This window comes from Weissella sp. LMG 11983 (assembly GCF_025908495.1).
GTDB classification, from domain to species: Bacteria; Bacillota; Bacilli; order Lactobacillales; family Lactobacillaceae; genus Weissella; species Weissella fermenti.
On record NZ_JAOZFD010000002.1, the window covers coordinates 351870 to 369086 of the forward strand.

General features: G+C 42.8%; 18 protein-coding genes and 1 pseudogene. 4 read left to right on the plus strand and 15 right to left on the minus strand.

The features are described 5' to 3' along the window. Positions 1-470: 470 nt before the first annotated feature. From OIT45_RS11295 to OIT45_RS11315, 5 genes are all read right to left on the minus strand, one after another. Positions 471-1256, minus strand: coding sequence for a PhzF family phenazine biosynthesis protein (locus OIT45_RS11295; protein WP_199405025.1), 786 nt, complete (start codon positions 1254-1256; stop codon positions 471-473). Continuing rightward, complete coding sequence (locus tag OIT45_RS11300) at positions 1257-2225, minus strand: ornithine cyclodeaminase family protein (protein ID WP_264330267.1); 969 nt, start codon at positions 2223-2225, stop codon at positions 1257-1259. It abuts the gene before it with no gap. Between the two features lie 641 nt (positions 2226-2866). Beyond that, positions 2867-3463 carry a hypothetical protein gene (locus OIT45_RS11305; RefSeq protein ID WP_264330268.1) on the minus strand — a complete coding sequence of 199 codons (597 nt, stop codon included), beginning with the start codon at positions 3461-3463 and terminating at the stop codon, positions 2867-2869. Next, positions 3463-5349, minus strand: a complete 1887-nt coding sequence (locus OIT45_RS11310) for a toprim domain-containing protein (protein ID WP_264330269.1) — start codon at positions 5347-5349, stop codon at positions 3463-3465. Before OIT45_RS11310 ends, OIT45_RS11305 begins: the two co-directional genes overlap by 1 nt. 36 nt (positions 5350-5385) lie before the next feature. Beyond that, positions 5386-5733, minus strand: a complete 348-nt coding sequence (locus OIT45_RS11315; RefSeq protein ID WP_199405068.1) for a hypothetical protein — start codon at positions 5731-5733, stop codon at positions 5386-5388. A gap of 445 nt (positions 5734-6178) precedes the next feature. Between OIT45_RS11315 and OIT45_RS11320 the strand changes: the two genes are divergently transcribed. After that, the gene (locus tag OIT45_RS11320; RefSeq protein ID WP_199405066.1) at positions 6179-6454 is read left to right on the plus strand and encodes a hypothetical protein; all 276 of its coding nucleotides are present in this window, start codon (positions 6179-6181) and stop codon (positions 6452-6454) included. Positions 6455-6809: 355 nt separating this feature from the next. Beyond that, on the plus strand, positions 6810-7115 hold the full coding sequence (locus tag OIT45_RS11325) for a hypothetical protein (protein ID WP_199405055.1): 306 nt from the start codon (positions 6810-6812) through the stop codon (positions 7113-7115). Between the two features lie 205 nt (positions 7116-7320). On the opposite strand, the pseudogene OIT45_RS11330 reads toward OIT45_RS11325, so the two are convergent. Beyond that, positions 7321-8007: pseudogene (locus tag OIT45_RS11330) on the minus strand (PTS transporter subunit EIIC); the annotation flags it as partial. A 72-nt stretch (positions 8008-8079) separates the two neighbouring features. Here OIT45_RS11330 and OIT45_RS11335 point away from each other — a divergent pair. After that, positions 8080-8340 (plus strand): transposase, encoded by a 261-nt coding sequence (locus OIT45_RS11335; protein ID WP_199404344.1) that lies wholly within the window; start codon positions 8080-8082, stop codon positions 8338-8340. Between the two features lie 2 nt (positions 8341-8342). Further along, a complete protein-coding gene (locus OIT45_RS11340) occupies positions 8343-9170 on the plus strand; it encodes an IS3 family transposase (RefSeq protein ID WP_264329899.1) in 828 nt (275 codons plus the stop codon). Positions 9171-9476: 306 nt separating this feature from the next. On the opposite strand, the gene OIT45_RS11345 is transcribed toward OIT45_RS11340, so the two are convergent. The 9 genes from OIT45_RS11345 to OIT45_RS11385 form a co-directional block, all read right to left on the minus strand. Then, positions 9477-9665 (minus strand): helix-turn-helix domain-containing protein, encoded by a 189-nt coding sequence (locus tag OIT45_RS11345; protein WP_264330271.1) that lies wholly within the window; start codon positions 9663-9665, stop codon positions 9477-9479. A gap of 118 nt (positions 9666-9783) precedes the next feature. Further along, positions 9784-10776, minus strand: coding sequence for an IS30 family transposase (locus tag OIT45_RS11350; RefSeq protein ID WP_264329956.1), 993 nt, complete (start codon positions 10774-10776; stop codon positions 9784-9786). A gap of 147 nt (positions 10777-10923) precedes the next feature. Further along, positions 10924-11442 carry a GNAT family N-acetyltransferase gene (locus OIT45_RS11355; protein WP_199404869.1) on the minus strand — a complete coding sequence of 173 codons (519 nt, stop codon included), beginning with the start codon at positions 11440-11442 and terminating at the stop codon, positions 10924-10926. 118 nt (positions 11443-11560) lie between these two features. Next, on the minus strand, positions 11561-12670 hold the full coding sequence (locus tag OIT45_RS11360; protein ID WP_199404870.1) for a serine hydrolase domain-containing protein: 1110 nt from the start codon (positions 12668-12670) through the stop codon (positions 11561-11563). Between the two features lie 23 nt (positions 12671-12693). Continuing rightward, positions 12694-13758, minus strand: coding sequence for a hypothetical protein (locus OIT45_RS11365; protein WP_264340093.1), 1065 nt, complete (start codon positions 13756-13758; stop codon positions 12694-12696). A gap of 228 nt (positions 13759-13986) precedes the next feature. Next, positions 13987-14145, minus strand: a complete 159-nt coding sequence (locus OIT45_RS11370; RefSeq protein WP_003608345.1) for a hypothetical protein — start codon at positions 14143-14145, stop codon at positions 13987-13989. A 24-nt stretch (positions 14146-14169) separates the two neighbouring features. Beyond that, positions 14170-15282 (minus strand): SLC13 family permease, encoded by a 1113-nt coding sequence (locus OIT45_RS11375; protein WP_199404872.1) that lies wholly within the window; start codon positions 15280-15282, stop codon positions 14170-14172. 98 nt (positions 15283-15380) lie between these two features. Then, a complete protein-coding gene (locus OIT45_RS11380; RefSeq protein WP_199404873.1) occupies positions 15381-16712 on the minus strand; it encodes an APC family permease in 1332 nt (443 codons plus the stop codon). Positions 16713-16839: 127 nt separating this feature from the next. Beyond that, positions 16840-17109: a helix-turn-helix domain-containing protein gene (locus tag OIT45_RS11385; protein WP_003608351.1), complete on the minus strand. Its 270-nt coding sequence runs from the start codon at positions 17107-17109 to the stop codon at positions 16840-16842. Positions 17110-17217: the final 108 nt, after the last annotated feature.

Genomic DNA, 17217 nt, shown 5'->3' on the forward strand with positions numbered 1-17217 from the left:
CTCTTTGACGCCGCAAGCGTTTCTGTTGTCGCTTTAACATTTCTTGCCGTGTCACTGGTATTGTGGTGTCGTTAAAGGATACCTTCCAGGGATCTTGACGTTTAACGTCATAAAGTGGCATGGCACTAATCCCCCCTTTCTAATAGCATCACCAGAAGGTCTTATCGCTTTAACAGTACAACGAGAGTTTAACCCAAAAATCCGAGCACAAAAAAAGTGGTTAACCATATCAGGTTAACCACTTTGGGAGATTGAAAATTAGCCACAGTGTCCAGTCTCATGAAACGATTTTAACAGCTTTGCAATCATCGCTTTTAACATACTTGAATCAAGAATTTCACCTGACTGCATTATGTTAAAACAGCATTTAAATTTTCAACAACCAGAGTGAATTATCATACATCTGCAATTCATTCTGGCTGTTGTTTGATTTTTTAATAAAATCATCTGAAAATTGCGTAATAAATTGACTATAAATAACACGTTGCTTCTGCGTACAAAACAGCTTTGCCTCCGATTACGACACGGCTCCCTGCTAGTTCACACATTAGTTGCCCACCTCGTGCCGATAGTTGTGTGGCATTCATCTTTGCTTTCTTCAGCCGCTTACTCCAAAACGGAATCAGATTTGAATGAGCTGATCCGCAGACGGGGTCTTCGTTAATTGTCAGTTTCGGGAAGAAAGTTCGTGACACGAAATCTATATTTTGTCCAGGTGCAGTAACGATAACGCCAACCCCCAACTCAAATTTACTAAGTCGTGAAAAATCAGGCTTTAATTGGTGTACAGTAGATTCATCATCAAGTAAGAAGAACAAATCGCGTGCTAAGTATGCCTCTTTAATTTTTGCCCCAACTGCCACTTCGTATTCCGGTAAGATTGGCGTTGGGGCTGGCATAATCGATGGGAAATCCATCGACAAGATTTGGCCTTGCTTGGTTACAATCAAATCACCGCTAAATTTCGTATGGAAAGTCAGCGTCGTTTTACTAGTTTCAAAAAAATTAAACAAAATGTACGCTGTTGCCATTGTTGCGTGACCGCAAAGATCAATCTCACGTTCGGGGGTAAACCAACGCAAATCATAACCATCACCCGCTTTAACCGCAAAAGCTGTTTCCGATAAATTATTTTCAATCGCAATTTTCTGCATGACGTCATCCTGCAACCAATCTTCTAAAATAAACACGGCCGCTGGATTTCCTGAAAAAACATTTTCAGCAAAGGCGTCTACAATATGATAATTTAATTGCATTCATTTCACCATCCTAGTCATTTTTTGATAAATCGCAGATGCACAGTATAAATCCTCTACTGCTAAACCGACAGCGTCAAAAATCGTGATATCGTTTTCGGTGCTACGTCCGGTCACTTTGCTCGTCACTAATTCGCTCAACGAACCGGCAATTAAATCTTCATCAAAGGATCCTTCTAGCACCGGAATTAATATATCACCACTTTCTTTAAGAGCCGCTTCATAATCATCAACAAAAACCTTAGCTGCGGAGATTAAATCAGTGGTTAGTTCACGTTTTTCCGGTGAAAATGAACCTATTGCATTAATGTGAGCTCCTGCTGAAACCATGTCTCCCGTTAAGAAAGGGTGCATACTTGGCGTCAATGTACATATAATGTCAATATTCTCGGTTGCTTCTGTTAATGTTTCGGCCCCTAAGATTGTTAATCCAGGAAAATCAGATTTTGCCCGTTCGACAAAATCATGCTGCCGTTGTTTGTCTAAATCAAACACCACTACTCGTGTAATTGGACGAACGTGTCTTATAGCTTGCAAATGCGAAGCTGCCTGGTTTCCAGCACCAATCAAACTCAGTGTTGAAGCCTCTTTTTTGGCTAATTTATCAGTAGCAACAGCGGATACGGCAGCTGTTCGTAGCCAAGTCACACTGTTCGCATCAATTAATGCTTTAGTCTCACCTGTTTCACTAGATAGCAATATAATTTGACCAAGATGTGTTGGCAAAGATTTCTCTAAATTATCGGGGAAGAACGACATGATTTTTGCCCCGTAAAGACGTTCGCCCCCTAAATATGCAGGCATTAATGCGAATACATTTTGATTTAATCCATCCGGCAATGTGGTAACTGATCGAGGCCACTGCATAATTCGCCCCCTGTCAAAATCAATAAAACAGCGTTCAATTGTTTTTATCGCATCTACAACTGTAAATTGTCGCAGAACCTCTTGTTCACTAATAACTTTCATATTAAAACTCCCCTATTAATTACAGTGAATATATCATGAAAAAAGTTCAAGTACGACGGTATTTTGAACTCATGCATTAAAAAACAAATTATTCTTATGTAGTTTATTGGCGTATTGAAGTTATGACTATTATTGATCAATTGACAAGAGGATTCGATGTGTCACGGAATCACATTGTCAAGTTAGAAAATAAATTAAGAACCCCAAAATCATGAAACACACTATATAATTAAGGATTCCTAAACTTGAGGGATCTGAAACTGGTTGCATCAACAAAAATTCGATGACGCATTAACATTGGAACGTTTATACTGAGTGGGCCTAGTAAGCCCAACCTGACGAAAAAGATTCATCACACTTGGCAGACCTTGATATAGGTAACGCGCTGAGTCAATCATCAATAACGCGAATACTTGTAGGGAACCCAATCCCTCCCTGACCTCGTGCAAACCTTTCGTCCCCTACGTCCGAACGTATTTTGAAGTTAATCTAACTATTACGTCCCCTCATTAAACTTGCCTAGCTGAAAAAGTATGACACTGCCTTCAAATGATATGTATACAAAAGTGGTCAACCATTGCTGATTGACCACTGAGTATGTTTTGGACCATTTATATTTTTATATTTCCACTCGGGTAATGTTATGACTGTTCATCTAACTGATAACCATCATCGTCAAAATGCCCGATATACTTCAAAATTTGACTGTCAGTCAAAATCGTGTCCGGATGTTCTTCACGATACTGCTTAACAAACGCTTCGGTCCTTAAGTAGCGTTGATACTGCGCCTCAAGCTCAGGATTATCCGCGTTCAAAGCCATTTGCTTAGCAACGTCTTCCTTGGTTGGCAACCATTTTTGCCGCTCGCGTTGTTCTTGGGCAAGCCGATCACGTTCAATGTTTGGCAGTGAAACACGTTCATGTTCTTCATCTACCCACCCTTCGGGCATGTCCTCAGCCGCTACCCAGGTAATGTCCGGGTCTAAATCAACAACCTGAATGACTTGGGCCCCATCTTGACCGTAACGAACAGTTACTGCATATTCTCCCCCTTCATATGGTTCTCCCGCAGGGAATAAGGTGAGCAGGTCATTACCAGGGATCACAAACGTCATCGTTTTAGTGTGATACTGAAGCTGATCTTCATCAAATAGCTGCAAAACAAGTTCAAACTTATCGTGGTATGGATTCTTTTGATAACTGATTAATTCACCACTATACTCTTTTTCATCATACATTATCTGCTTAACCCCTTTTCTTTGTGAATGACTGGTTGTGATAATTCTACCTGAGAGTTAGCCAATTGACGAGTCAGATATTTTGTGATTTCTGTACTAGCTAACGTAATCTCATCAATGACATTACCGGGCCGGTCGGCGTACGCGGCTAACTTTTCCAATCCATTCGTCCACTGGCTCATATATCGCTCACTAACCGATCCTGGTTCAATGCCAAGATGTTTAAGAACCACATAGCTGGTCATTTCTGCTTGTAACTCTTTAATGTGGCGTGGATGTGAATGTTTGTCAGTGTTGACATGCAAAGACGCATGCCCTAATTCATGAGCTAAAACACCAATCCGGTCAGTTAACGGCAAGTCTGGTCGTAAAATAATGCTTGGTTTATCATTTTCTGAGTGAGGTCTCACAAATACGCCTTTGGCAATCCCGTCGCGACTCATGGCTCTCCCCTGAGACAATAGCTTAATGGCAGACTGATCTTGATCATAAATCGTAATATCATGTTCCTTGGCAAAATCTTTTAACCCCTGATAAATTTGGACTAACTCAGCTTCAGAGCGCTTTGTTTCCCGAGTTATCGGGCGATTTGGCAGTAACTTTGGTAAATCAGCTTCTCTGGCGTTTGTTTGCTTAATATCAAAAACAGTGCGATGTGGATACCATTTCTTTTCAAACGTCTCAAACTTACCAGCTTCAGCGGCTTGACGCTGCTCAGGAGTCGCGCTCGACCATTTAATCTCCTCTACTGGTGACAGCGCAATAAACTTGGTGATTTCTGGCTCGCCATAGATGCGAATCCCTGTTTCACCTTTATTCACTTGAATCCCATGTTTTTGGAATTGTTGATACCCCATCACAATTGTGGCATCCGGCCGTTGTGCGTAGATCAGACGCGTATTTTTGGCTGAATAATTTAAACCCTGGGCAATGAAGTCCAAATAGCGTTGGATTTCTTGGGGATTATCTTCATACTCACGAACGCGTTTCAGGGCGGCATGAATCAGTTCTTCATTGCGTTGATAGATGGCTTCCTTGCGTTCCTGACGATTCATCCGTTTTGAACGATCACGTTTGCGTGATTTTCGGGGGACCTTTGTCGCTTTTCTAATTATACGTCCTTCTTCATTCTGACGTGTCACAACTTCTGCCGTACGAGTTTCTGAGTCAACGTCGTTACCTATCTCAGGCGTTCGAGGACTTAAGTCTAAATCACGAGACTGCTCTCCTAAGGTGGCTTCAGAAGGAACATTCATTGCGCGAACCTGTTCAGTAGTTAACTCCGTAACACGCAGATTTTGCGACTTTAGGGCATCATTCCAATCCTTACTATCAGTTGGAATTTCACGTCGCCAAGTAAATTGCTCATAATCAACGGACATGATGCGTTTGGCTACTTCGTGGCCTGCCTGGTCATTGTCTGTGGCGACAATCACCTCATGGGGTAACTGGCCATTAATCGCCAACATTCGTTGTAATTGTGGAAATACCTTCTCATGCTTGGTACCTGATAAGGAAAATAATGTTGCGTTCTCATGCTGTAAAGTCTCCCAATGCATTTGAGCATACGACAATGCGTCAATCGGCGCTTCAAAAATAATCAACTTATCTGCACCGTTTCCCGTGGTGAAAGAATGACCATACGGCTCATTCGAACCTGCTGCACTCCGTTTTTCGGTCCCACGTTTGGGATAACGCTGATAATCAATAATAGTTCCCTGAATATCAGCGCCTACAACTTTTCCCGATTCATCACGCCACGGAAATAGCATAGGTCCGAGCTGACCTTGCTGGTTCCGATTTTTTCGAGGTAAGGCTTGTACGAAAACGCCTCTATTTCGCATCTCTCGCACGAAATCAGGATTCAATCCCCTTTGTGTGATCAAATAAGTTTCGGCTTGCCAACGAGCTTTGTGACTGGATTATAACGGCCAGCGTCCCCAGTCAAAATGATACTGGCGTTGCGCCACGTTCATTTGACTTTGGTAGTGCGCTTTTTTATGCTCGTCCTCACCCAAATATTGTTCACTAAACGTTTCCCAAGCTTTCCATGCTTGATTCTTATCCAGATTATGCCACGCAGCAATAAAATTTCCTAAGTCGCCAGCCTGTTGTCTAGAATTCCAATAAAATAAATTCTTTTTAAGCGAAAAAACGAGACTATCATGTTCCACCGAACGTAATTGCTGGTGTTCACGTGTATAACTAATGCCTTCATGATCCAAATAAGCCTGAATTGGAATCGACTTCATGTCTTTAAGTTTGACCATACTAACACCTCCTTGTGTGCCTTCAGTTTAAATAAAAGGCTTGGACACACAAAAAGTGGTTAATAATTCTGGTTAAATCAATATGCCCCAGACCCCGCTAGGCGGGGATCCACTTACCCCCAGTCCCCCAAGTCAGGGGGCCTTCTTACCCCCGTCCCCGTAAACGGGGCCTACATACGGGCTTTCCGCCCGCTACCTGTTATATCCGGCTTGTGTCTTATGTGTCTATCATTTATAGCAGGTACCAGTGACTTCTAAGCCATTCGGCTAAGAAGCACTAGATCAAACACAAGGGTAAATGGCACGGCTAAGCCGCCCTTGTGTTTGACCTGCCACCTACTAAAAATTTCCCGTCACAACGACAAAAGCCAGCTACAACAGGTAGTAGGTAGTAGCTGGTAGAAAGGTTTTCAGTGACGATTATTTTAGCAAGGAGACAATACACATGGCAGATAAGTATTTCCAACGAGCCACCCAGTTCGTTGCAACGCGTGGTCGTACCCCTTTTAACTTAGGTAATGGCACAGCACTTATGGCAGATGAAAAACCTGACGATAAAGGACGCTATGCCATTCGAGTTTGGGAAATTTCTCCAGACGGCACTATTGGCGACCCTATTACGACTGTTACTTTTTGGCGAGAACATAACCATAAACTTGTTGATTGGTTCAACATCAGCGATATTTTGCAAATTGCCATGAAATATGACGTTTTAAAATGAAAAGGAGCGACTATGATACTCAAAATATTTAGCTGGGACGTCTATCAACCCGAAGGATATGACGAACGAATTGTGTCACGAAACACCTTTGACGGTGTCCAAGAGTTGAATTTATCCGACAGAGAAGCAACAGAATTAATCAACTACATTAAACAAGCGCTCCACGAGAAGAGCCATGTAACTTTACGTTTAGAGAAATAAGGAGTTAAAAATGCCACGTCAATACTTTGATGATTTTACTAAGCTAACACTACCTAAAATGGCACAAGCCATTTCTGATATGACATACAACTACAAGGAAACCAAAGTACCAGCCAAGCACTATAAGTAGGCCCTATCAACTGGATATGAAGAAATGATCGAAGCAAACGTCAGCGTTAAGCTGGTTGATACGATTTACAACGTGTTGTCAGGGCTTGAGAAGGAAAGTCCCCGTCTGTTTTACCAAGCCTTATTACTGTTAGATACAGGTGTTAAGCCTAACTCGTTGACAGCCGAACAGTATCAAGCCATGACGGTAACCGCTGACCGATACGAACAGCTAAAAAAGCAATCAAAACTGGCTCACATGCTAGACCAGGAAGCGCATGATATTTTCAACGACGTCTTGAAGAATGGGGTTTTGTATCGAATGGAAAAGAATACCGACGACGGAATTTAATAGACATGGGCAGGAACACGGCCCGTGCCCCTGCATACCCCAGGCCCCACACGTGGGGTTCTATTCCCCCCGCCCCCGTAAACGGGGGGCTACTTCTTGTCGATTAATATTGATCATGTCCAATGTCAGGTTTTTAACTGCTATTTTGGAGACCTGAAAAAAAGCCGAGCCAAAAGCCCGACTTATCAATCTTCAGTTATCTCAATCACGCTTCTTTGAAAACATTCTTTTTTGTGGCATCCTTGGCATTATCAACATCCGAATCTTTAAATCCCCAGAAGTACACAGCGACAAAGGAAACCACGGTTGTAACCAGTCCAGAAACTACGAAAGCAACAATGTTGTTAGGATTCGTTGGTGAAAAGAAAGCCGGGAATCCCAGCCATGAACCAGAGAATCCAAAATTATCCATCTTCATGAGTCCAGCAACAAAACTACCGGCGGCACCACCAATATTTGCCATCCAAAATACTCGTCCGTACTTAAGATTAATACCATACATAGCTGGCTCTGTAACTCCTGCGAAAGCTGACAACGCGCCGGCTAGAGATAAGCTTTTTACTGATGAAATCTTTGATTTTGCCCATACTGCTAGAGCACCCGCACCTTGAGCAATCATAGTTGCATTAATCAATGCGTTCAAAACAGAGTGTCCGGTTGTTGCGATATCGTTTGTGACAATCGGAATAACCATCCAGTGTAACCCGAAAATGACAAGCGTTTGGTAAAATCCACCAATCAAGAGCCCGGCAAAAGCCTCATTAAGCGTAACTAACCAGTTGATAAACGCGGCCAATCCTGAGGAAATCAACGTTATAACCGGTCCCACAACAACAAGAACCGCCGCCGAGACAATAAACACTGTAAAAAGTGGTTGAAAAATGGAACGAAGGTGCTCTTATGATGAGATTCCGGACTAGTTTTTCTAGTTTGGTAAAATATCATCATAGGAGTATTTTTATTTATGGTTACACGTTATGAAGAGGACTTTAAAAAGTCCATCGTGGAGATGGTTAAAGCGGGCCGTCGGCCCGATGAATTATCCAAGGAATACGGTCCTTCAGCCGATTCAATTCGGAATTGGGTCAAAAAATATGCGCCTGTAGAAGTGAATGGCGAATCAATATCAGCTGATGAATTGAAGAAGTTGCGTAAGGAAAACGCAATTTTGAAAGAAGAGCTCGAAATTTTAAAACGTGCGGCGGTGTTGCTGGCAAAACATTAGTTTTGCGCGGTAGAAGTGTTGTTTTACCAATTATCCACAAAAATTTGGTACAGGGGCACCGCATCACACGCGTTCTGAGTGCTTTGAAAATTCCAATGTCCACTTACTCTGACTGGATCCATTGGGAGCCGAGCGCACAAGAAATACAACACAACAAATTGAGAATTGCCGTCGAATCAATTTACACAGCCAATAAAGGCATTTATGGTTATCGACGAATTGCTAAAACCATGCGCGACTTATTCAAACTAGCAATCAGCGACCGCTTTGTATGGCAATTGATGAGTGAAGCTGGCTTGAAATCGCGTATGCAAAAGCGATATAACAAGCCTACAACAGTCAATGACAAAGATCAGATGCCAAATCTCATTATCAATCTGGATGACCTAAGTGGCGTAATTACAACTGACATTACGTATATCCAGTTGACCGATAAGACATGGGTTTACATGGCTAGTGCATATGATCCGGAAGACCGTAAGGTGCTGTCGTATCGAATCGCAGATACGATGACAGCTCAACTAGCAACCTCAGTAATCGTTAAGGCGCTAAGACGAGGTGAAAAACCACTGTATGTGCATAGCGATATGGGAAGCCAGTATACCAGCGAATTGTTTGAAAATACACTGGAGTCCATAGGTATTAGGCACTCTTACTCCCGTAAAGGGCACCCTTACGATAATGCCCGCATCGAAAGTTTTCACTCGTTACTCAAGAGGGAGCTGATCTACCAACAGGATTTCGAGAGTATCGCTGATGTGCAAGCCGCTGTTGGATGGTACGTCAACTGGTATAACAACAATCGTATATCACTCCGTGATGCCGCCTAGACCAATTTCTAGATGACATAAACGCGATTATACAAATTTGCCTATACACCGGCGTTTACAAGCACTGACTTTGTGAAGTCCAAAAATCACTCTGACCAGTGCTTATTTGCTATACCCTCAGACTTGTGAAATTCAACAAAATCCAAACTAGACCACCGTAACTCCATAGCCTCCGGCAGGCACAGGGGCAAAACCCCTGGACCCCATTAAAAAATGACCCAAAATCTGTACGAAATCAGGTCATTTTGAAAAATTTTCGTGGTACGAGCCCTAGCGGGCTCTAAAAAGAGGTCCGGAGTCTTGACATCAGAGCCTGTGCTTTTGATCGGCATCCTCAGCTTCATAAGTTGAGCCAACACAGCGGGCAATCTCACGAGAGATTGTCGAAGCGCTTCTACCAATTTCTTTTGCAATGCTACGCATTGACAACCCTTCTCTGAGTAAAACTTCTATACGTCCGCGATCAAATGCGGTAAGCTGATGATAATGACTCATAATGTTTCCTCGCGTTCTGTATGTTCTAGACAAACTACATTTTACGCTGGTTCATTATGAGTCAGTTTTTATTTAGCTTAGTGTTGCACTTGAATTGTAAATTCAAGAGGGTGAATTGTCAATTCAACCGGAACACTTGAGATAAATAATATTCTTTAGCCGATCTCCAGCCGAAAAGCTTTCGAGGTCGGCTATTAATTTGCTCAACCATTTGTTCAATGTATTCGTCTGAATAATCTTCGATTGCAGTCCCTTTAGGGACGTACTCACGGATTAGCCCATTTGTATTTTCGTTGGTCCCACGTTGCCATGGAGCGTGGGGATCAGGAAAGTAAAACTGGACATCGAATTTCTTTGTTATCTCATCTTGCGCACTGAATTCATTTCCGCGGTCTGGAGTTAAAGTCTGTATCTGACTAGTTGGAAGGGAATCTAGCATTGAACCTATGATTCTCATAACATCGACGGTTTTCTTTGATGCCGCTCGTTTTGAAAGTAATATTCTGGTCTTCCTATCAACCATTGTGACCAATACTTGACCGCCTTTACGGCCAATAACAGTGTCCAGTTCCCAATCTCCAATTCGAGAGCGACAACCTGCTTCTGCAGGTCGCTCGTCAATCGTATTTGGAATTCTAATCTTACCTCGACGCTCGACATGACCTTTAGTATGTCGAGTTTTTCCTCTATGCCGAAGCGCACGAGCAATGCCCCGAGCTTTGTGACTTTTCACCGGCTGGCCCAAGTTATCTCTATAAATCGCTCGGTAGATTGTATTTGCGCTAATAATCGTATGACCTTTTGATATCTTTAGTCGACCAGCTATCTGTTCAGGCGACCAATGTTTTTGATTGATTCCATATATAACTAGTTCTCGCAGTTCAGTGTTATCTAACTTTCGGTGTTTATGCGACTTCGTTCGAGCAAGCATGTGCTTTTGATCGGCATCCTCAGCTTCATAAGTTGAGCCAACACAGCGGGCAATCTCACGAGAGATTGTCGAAGCGCTTCTACCAATTTCTTTTGCAATGCTACGCATTGACAACCCTTCTCTGAGTAAAACTTCTATACGTCCGCGATCAAATGCGGTAAGCTGATGATAATGACTCATAATGTTTCCTCGCGTTCTGTATGTTCTAGACAAACTACATTTTACGCTGGTTCATTATGAGTCAGTTTTTATTTAGCTTAGTGTTGCACTTGAATTGTAAATTCAAGAGTAGAAAAAAGCCCATACAGGTAGTATGGGCAGAAAGCGTTATTTTTGGGCAGCAACCCAATCGCGATATTCGTTATGCAACATCCCCATGAAATAAGAATCGTGATATTTCCCCTCAGCAAAGAATTGCTCAATCAACGTCCCTTCTCGTCGGAAGCCTAGCTTTTCGTAGATATGAATCGCAGAGGCGTTTTTAACGTCAACATACAGGTATAGCTTGTGCAAATTTAGGTTGTTAAACCCATAACGTACACCATAAGCCATTGCCTTTGTTGCATACCCATTGCCCGTAAAAGCGCTGTTGATATAAACCTGAATCTCGGCAGTCCGATGTAGCAAATCAATATCCATAATCTCAACAACACCAACTGGCGTACCGTCGTCTTCTTGGACGATAAAGCGTCGTTCGCTTTGATCCAAGATGTGCTTATCATAAAGCAGGCTGAGTTCATCGAATGACGAATACGGTTCTTCAAACCACAGTGCCATGGCATTGCGCGTGTTTTCTTGTTGGTAAATAAACTCCAAGTCTACTTTTTCTAGTGGTCTTATTATCATTGGATTCCCCTCGTTAATAACAATTATTGCCATTATTATAACGATGATAATTAACGCTTTGCCACTCTCACCCCCTCAAAATAAAAAGCCCACCATACTGGTGGACTTGAAATCTTGCTTATTTAGTGGCGGGTGCACCGGTCACCAGGTCAAAAATCTGATTAACCAGCGTGTAGTTTTCTTTGCTCTGCGCCGCATTTTCATTGCTCAACCAAATGACCATTGTTTTACCGTCCTTGGTTGTTTTAACAGAAGGTTCAAATCCTAGCAAAACGCCGTGCAATCGGTAGGCATTGCCATCGTCGTACATGCCTGATGCGTAGTTTTCGTTTGGACCTGTGACCAACATTTGGTGCAACAAGTTTTTACTAATCAGCTTACCAGCTAGTTCTTCATGCAATAACTTGTACAAATTTCCGGTCGTCATCTCAATACTACCGGTACCGACTTCGCGGTTAAAAATACTTGGGTTATCAAAGAATGGCTTCCCGTCAGCGCCATAATTTTCAACACGATTAGGACTATTGACGAAATCATTATAATTTGTGTAATCGATGCCGAATTGCTTTTTAAAAGTATTGTCTAGTAGCTGCTCATATGACTTGCCGGTCACCTTGTGTAGGATGCCAACCAAGGCTACGTAATTACCAGCTGAATAATACCAGTCACCGCGTTGATCCATGGTCAGGTGCTTTAAACCAAAATCAACGTAGCCAGCTTCATCCAGTTTGTCTTCGGTTTTACCAACCTGATTATACCCAGCCGTCATGTTCAACAACTGCTGAATAGTGACCGTGTCGGCGTCAGGTAATTCTGGCAAGTATTGGCTCACTTTGTCAGTCAAGTGTAGCTTACCAGCTGCAACCTGTTGCATGACAAGGATGGCCGTTAGATTCTTCTGAATTGATGCGATACCATACAGAGATTTAGCGGTTGTTGGCGTATTGGCTGACTTATTCGCTAAACCATACCCTTGATTAAGAATGATTTTGCCATTTTGGGCAACCAAAAGTGTGCCACTGTGATGACTATCCTTTGCCCGCTGCGCAATTTGTGCCCCTAGCGTACCAGATGGCGTGATAGTTTGATTAATATCGACCTTTTTAATCTTTTCATGCTTCGTAGTTGGTCGTTTTTCCTGTGCTACTTTATTTGGTTCATTCAGACCAATAAAAGCCCCCAATGCGACAATGACAATTAAACCGATGCCTAAGTGTAGACGCTTCATGTTATCCCCCTCATGACTAATGCTTATTTATGGTAAATCCAAGCTGGATTTTGCGTTTGACTGGTGTTTGTTGCTAAATTCATCCCCAGCGGATTACGCAATTCTTTATATGGCAAGGCGTACTTGTTGAATGTTTTGGGATCGATATAAACAATGCGATCAACCACCGCCTTTGTCTTGATTCGGTAAACAGGTGTCGCACTTTCGAACAACGCATAAAAGCGGTCCGTATCCCCGTCGTAATTAACACCCTCTAAAAACGGTGGCATGGTGACATACATACCATTGGTCATTTTGCCGTCATCCCCCTTATCAAAGCGCACCAACTTTGAATCAGCATTGCTAAACGATGATGTAATCATCACGTGAGTCGTATTAGCTGAAATGCCCTGCAGTTCAGGCACGCTCTCGTACAACTTATTCCCGGCAACGATTGAGGGGTCTTTATCGCCCACTGGTTGTCCAACCATTAACGTTGCGTTTGAATCCCCGTTAATTGCAAACTTTTGGATGTTGCCTAGACCGGTACGCGTAAAGTATCCAACCCAAAGTGCCCCATCATAATAAGCCACAGTTGAGGCATTAATCGCAGTTTTAAGTGTGAAATCCTGCGGATAGCCAATTGGCAGCTTGGAACGAATGTCATAGCTATCAATATCCGTCTGAGCGATGCCGTATAGCACTAAATCTTTACCGTTGTGACCGGCAACCCAGAGCAATTGATGGTCAGGATCGTATGAAATGCCACCAGCGTGATCTTGGTATTGTAGGACTAATGTCTTGATGTAACGACCAGTCCACTTGTTAAGCACATAAATAACTGAATTTGCTTTGTGTGCGTGATCATACGCAGAGATAAAAATTTCATTACGACTAACTGCGATTCCCTGTGGATCCAATGTATCGACCTTAATCAGTTGGTGCTTGTCAACTGATGCTTGCCCCGCTTTTAGCGACCAGGCGCCCTGCAGACCAGGTAGCGCAATCGCATATTGCAAATCGTCATGCATCACCGGATATGGTGACATACGATTTAAAAAATCTTTATCTGAATACAGTGGTTTTTGTGAGGCACCCCCGTAAGGCACCTTCACATCATCGCTTTTAACTGTATTTAAGTCGGAACTAATATGTTGATGCGTCGTGAGACCCCAAAAAATAAACGCCCCCATGATTATGAGGACGCTAAAAATGATACTGACGTTTTTTCGCATATCCCAAAACCTACTCACTTTTTATTAACTCTTATATTATACAAGAGGAATGAGATTGCGTTGATTGCTACGGTTTTAAGAACACCTTTTCTTAAGGTGGTGTCAGTTATCTTTATTTTCATGTAATTCTTTGGCTTCGGCTTGTTGTAACTCGCGTTCGGTTGGTAGCTGCGGACGACGTCGCTTGCCGACTAACGTGATTGAAAATGTGATGATGCTCAATAAGATTAGGCCGATTAACGGTAATAGTAGTCCATGCATAGTGCAACCTCCATTGACGCGTTATTAGTTAAGTCTAAGCATAATGAGTCCCAACCCAATAAGCAAGTAGATAATGAGTAGCACACCATTGATTAGCATGGCGCGTAGTGGAAAGTGCCATGATTGATCGCTTGTGTGTTGTGCAAATTGGCGCCAAGCGAGTAAGTTGGCCAATGATGCAATCAACGTACCCAACCCGCCAGTTGTTACCCCGAGGTACAGTGGCGAAACGTGGCTAGTGAAGTTTGATAACAACACCGCTGCCGGCACGTTACTAATGAATTGACTTGAGATCGTTCCTGTGATGAACGTCATTGCTGGTGTTGTCATACCAAGCTTAATCATGTCGGATACCCATTCAATGCGGCTTAATGCACCAACAATGATAAAGAACTCAACGAACATCAACAAGATGCCATAATCGATTTGGCCAAAGGTTTGTCGGTTGAGTAGCAAGGCTGTGACAATACTGACCAACAAGGCACCCCAAATTGGAAAGAGATTCAAAATGCCGGCTAGTACTAAGAGGGTGCTAATTACCAAGATAATGACAGTCCGTGTCTCTATTTTTGTCGCAGTTAGTTCGATGTCATTGATGGGCACGTTTTTAAAGGCAAACGGACTGAGTAACAAGAACACTAAGTTAATCATGCCGATTGGTAGTGACAGCTGCAAAAAATGTCCCAGTGTTAAATGATAATGTGACGCTAGATATAGGTTTTGCGGGTTACCGAACGGCGTGAAGGCACTCCCTAAGTTCGCAAAAATCGTGATAAAGATGACTGGTAACACCATCTTTAATTCAAGTTTGCGGGCGATTGTCACAAAAATTGGTACCAACGTTAGAATGGCCACGTCGTTGGTGAAAATCATTGATCCAAAGAATGACAGCAACAGCGTCACTAAAATAACTTGGCGCGTCGTGCGACTCTTTTGAATGATGGTCGTCGCGATGGCAACCAAGACCCCAGTTCGCTCATAGACACCAACTAGTAGCAATAAAGCCGCTAAGGCCACAATGGTATGGACGTTAATGTCCGTCCAAGCAACTTGGCCAAAAAGTAATGCAAGAACGCTCAAGATAGTCGTAATCGCTAAAGTTTTGTCAGATAGTATTTTTTTGATGAATGTCGGCATAAGACACCCCACTTCTTATAGTCAGAGTATTAGTATACGGCAAAAATAAAAGCAGACCAACTGCCGTTTGGCAATTAGTCTGCTTATTTTTACGTGATTTAGTTTTGACGACGCTTGCGTGATTGCATGTAGAAGTACAAAGGCAAACCAGCTAGTGTCAAAATTAGCCCAATCATGGCGAGCTGGAACTCTGAAATCAAGGTCATGACAATGATGAATACCCCACCAGCAATACCAATGATTGGTACAACTGGATACAATGGCACCTTGTATGGTCGTGGCAAATCAGGTTCGGTAATACGCAACTTAATAACGGCAATGAATACCAACGTATAGAACAGCCAGATAACGAAGATCAACATGTCGGTTAACATGTCGAAACCACCGATAAACATCAAAGCAACTGCCAAGACAAGTTGGAAGATACCAGCCACATATGGGATTTGGTAACGGTTCAACTTAACCAAGTGCTTTGAGAATGGCAACTCGTTTTCTAAGGCCATGGCATATGGCAAACGCATTCCGGTCATCGTGTATCCGTTCAGCGTACCGTAGATAGAAATCAAGATACCAATCGTAATCAACTTACCACCGAAGCCACCGAAAATGTGTTGTGCCACATCACTAGCGGCGTTTTCGTTTCCTGAGATAGCTGACAATGGCAATGAGTGCAAGTAAACAAAGTTAACAAGCAAGTAAATGACCATGATACCAATCAACCCACCGGCGATTGCACGTGGCAAGTCCTTTTGCGGGCTCTTCATTTCACCGGCGATATTACCAACGTGAATCCATCCATCGTAGGCATACATCGTGGCCAAAAGTCCGGCACCGACAGCCGTTGCCCATGAACCGGCTTGTGAACCTGGTTCAACTGGGAACAAGCTGACATCCACCCCATCTGGTTGTAGCAAACCAAAGATGCTAATCAAGGCCAATGGGATTAACTTGAAGAACAACGTGATTGATTGGAATTGTCCAGCAATCTTAGATCCCAGCAAGTTAATCAAAAAGACTGATGCGACCGCGATGATTCCCGCTGGAATAATCGCACTTGTTGGCAAGTGGAACAAATTAGCAACTTGGGTACCGAAGATAACCCCCTTTGCCGCCACACTGGCTGGGAAGTACACAACAATTTGTGCCCACCCTAGCAAGTAACTTGGTAACTTACCATAAGCTCGTTCGATGTAGACTAGCATCCCACCCGTTTGTGGCAATGCGGCAGCGAGTTCAGCACCGGTCAAACCGGCAGCCAGACTAATCAAACCACCCAAAATCCAAACGAATAGAGACATACTGGTTGAACCAGTTGATTGTGCAACACTAGATGCTTTAAAAAAGACACCCGCTCCAATAACAGTTCCCATGACAGTCGAAATGGCTGGCAAAAGCGTCATTGTACGATTCAGTTTGTTTTGATCGTTCATTGGAAGCCCCTTATTTAAAAATTTCAATAATGTCTATCATACCAGGTTCTGCTGTAAAAAGATAAGGAATACGGGACATATTAGTAAAAAATAAAAAACGCCCGAAATTTAATTCGAGCGTCAGCAACTACCTTACTTTGGCAGAGCGTAATTTGCTATTTGTAACCGTTTCTAGCTGACGCAAAGTTGCTGCATCAATGTGCAAGCCACTCGCAATCTGCCCGAACGTCCAAGTTGGATGACGTTCGCACAAATCCAGATAGTGTTCGATGAGTTTGTCATTAATTTTTGGTTGAACGACTTCAGCCACCCCGTTCACTGCAAAATCTGCAGCGTTGGCTTTTTCGAACGTGTAATGCAAGGTGCTTGGGCCCATTTCACCAGTAGAGTAATCCATATCTACATCCCCCGTGTTTTTATAATAGACGCTTTCTTTCCTTCATGAGATTTATATTAACATTTAATTAACTAATTAAAAATAAACAATCGACGGTCATTTCCGAAA

What these genes read in the sequence shown, in the direction of transcription:
- OIT45_RS11295 (WP_199405025.1), bottom strand. Translation starts at nt 1,256, where the DNA reads ATGCAATTAAATTATCATATTGTAGACGCCTTTGCTGAAAATGTTTTT.
- OIT45_RS11300 (WP_264330267.1), bottom strand. Translation starts at nt 2,225, where the DNA reads ATGAAAGTTATTAGTGAACAAGAGGTTCTGCGACAATTTACAGTTGTA.
- OIT45_RS11305 (WP_264330268.1), bottom strand. Translation starts at nt 3,463, where the DNA reads ATGTATGATGAAAAAGAGTATAGTGGTGAATTAATCAGTTATCAAAAG.
- OIT45_RS11315 (WP_199405068.1), bottom strand. Translation starts at nt 5,733, where the DNA reads ATGGTCAAACTTAAAGACATGAAGTCGATTCCAATTCAGGCTTATTTG.
- OIT45_RS11320 (WP_199405066.1), top strand. Translation starts at nt 6,179, where the DNA reads ATGGCAGATAAGTATTTCCAACGAGCCACCCAGTTCGTTGCAACGCGT.
- OIT45_RS11325 (WP_199405055.1), top strand. Translation starts at nt 6,810, where the DNA reads ATGATCGAAGCAAACGTCAGCGTTAAGCTGGTTGATACGATTTACAAC.
- OIT45_RS11335 (WP_199404344.1), top strand. Translation starts at nt 8,080, where the DNA reads ATGGTTACACGTTATGAAGAGGACTTTAAAAAGTCCATCGTGGAGATG.
- OIT45_RS11345 (WP_264330271.1), bottom strand. Translation starts at nt 9,665, where the DNA reads ATGAGTCATTATCATCAGCTTACCGCATTTGATCGCGGACGTATAGAA.
- OIT45_RS11350 (WP_264329956.1), bottom strand. Translation starts at nt 10,776, where the DNA reads ATGAGTCATTATCATCAGCTTACCGCATTTGATCGCGGACGTATAGAA.
- OIT45_RS11355 (WP_199404869.1), bottom strand. Translation starts at nt 11,442, where the DNA reads ATGATAATAAGACCACTAGAAAAAGTAGACTTGGAGTTTATTTACCAA.
- OIT45_RS11360 (WP_199404870.1), bottom strand. Translation starts at nt 12,670, where the DNA reads ATGAAGCGTCTACACTTAGGCATCGGTTTAATTGTCATTGTCGCATTG.
- OIT45_RS11370 (WP_003608345.1), bottom strand. Translation starts at nt 14,145, where the DNA reads ATGCATGGACTACTATTACCGTTAATCGGCCTAATCTTATTGAGCATC.
- OIT45_RS11375 (WP_199404872.1), bottom strand. Translation starts at nt 15,282, where the DNA reads ATGCCGACATTCATCAAAAAAATACTATCTGACAAAACTTTAGCGATT.
- OIT45_RS11380 (WP_199404873.1), bottom strand. Translation starts at nt 16,712, where the DNA reads ATGAACGATCAAAACAAACTGAATCGTACAATGACGCTTTTGCCAGCC.
- OIT45_RS11385 (WP_003608351.1), bottom strand. Translation starts at nt 17,109, where the DNA reads ATGGATTACTCTACTGGTGAAATGGGCCCAAGCACCTTGCATTACACG.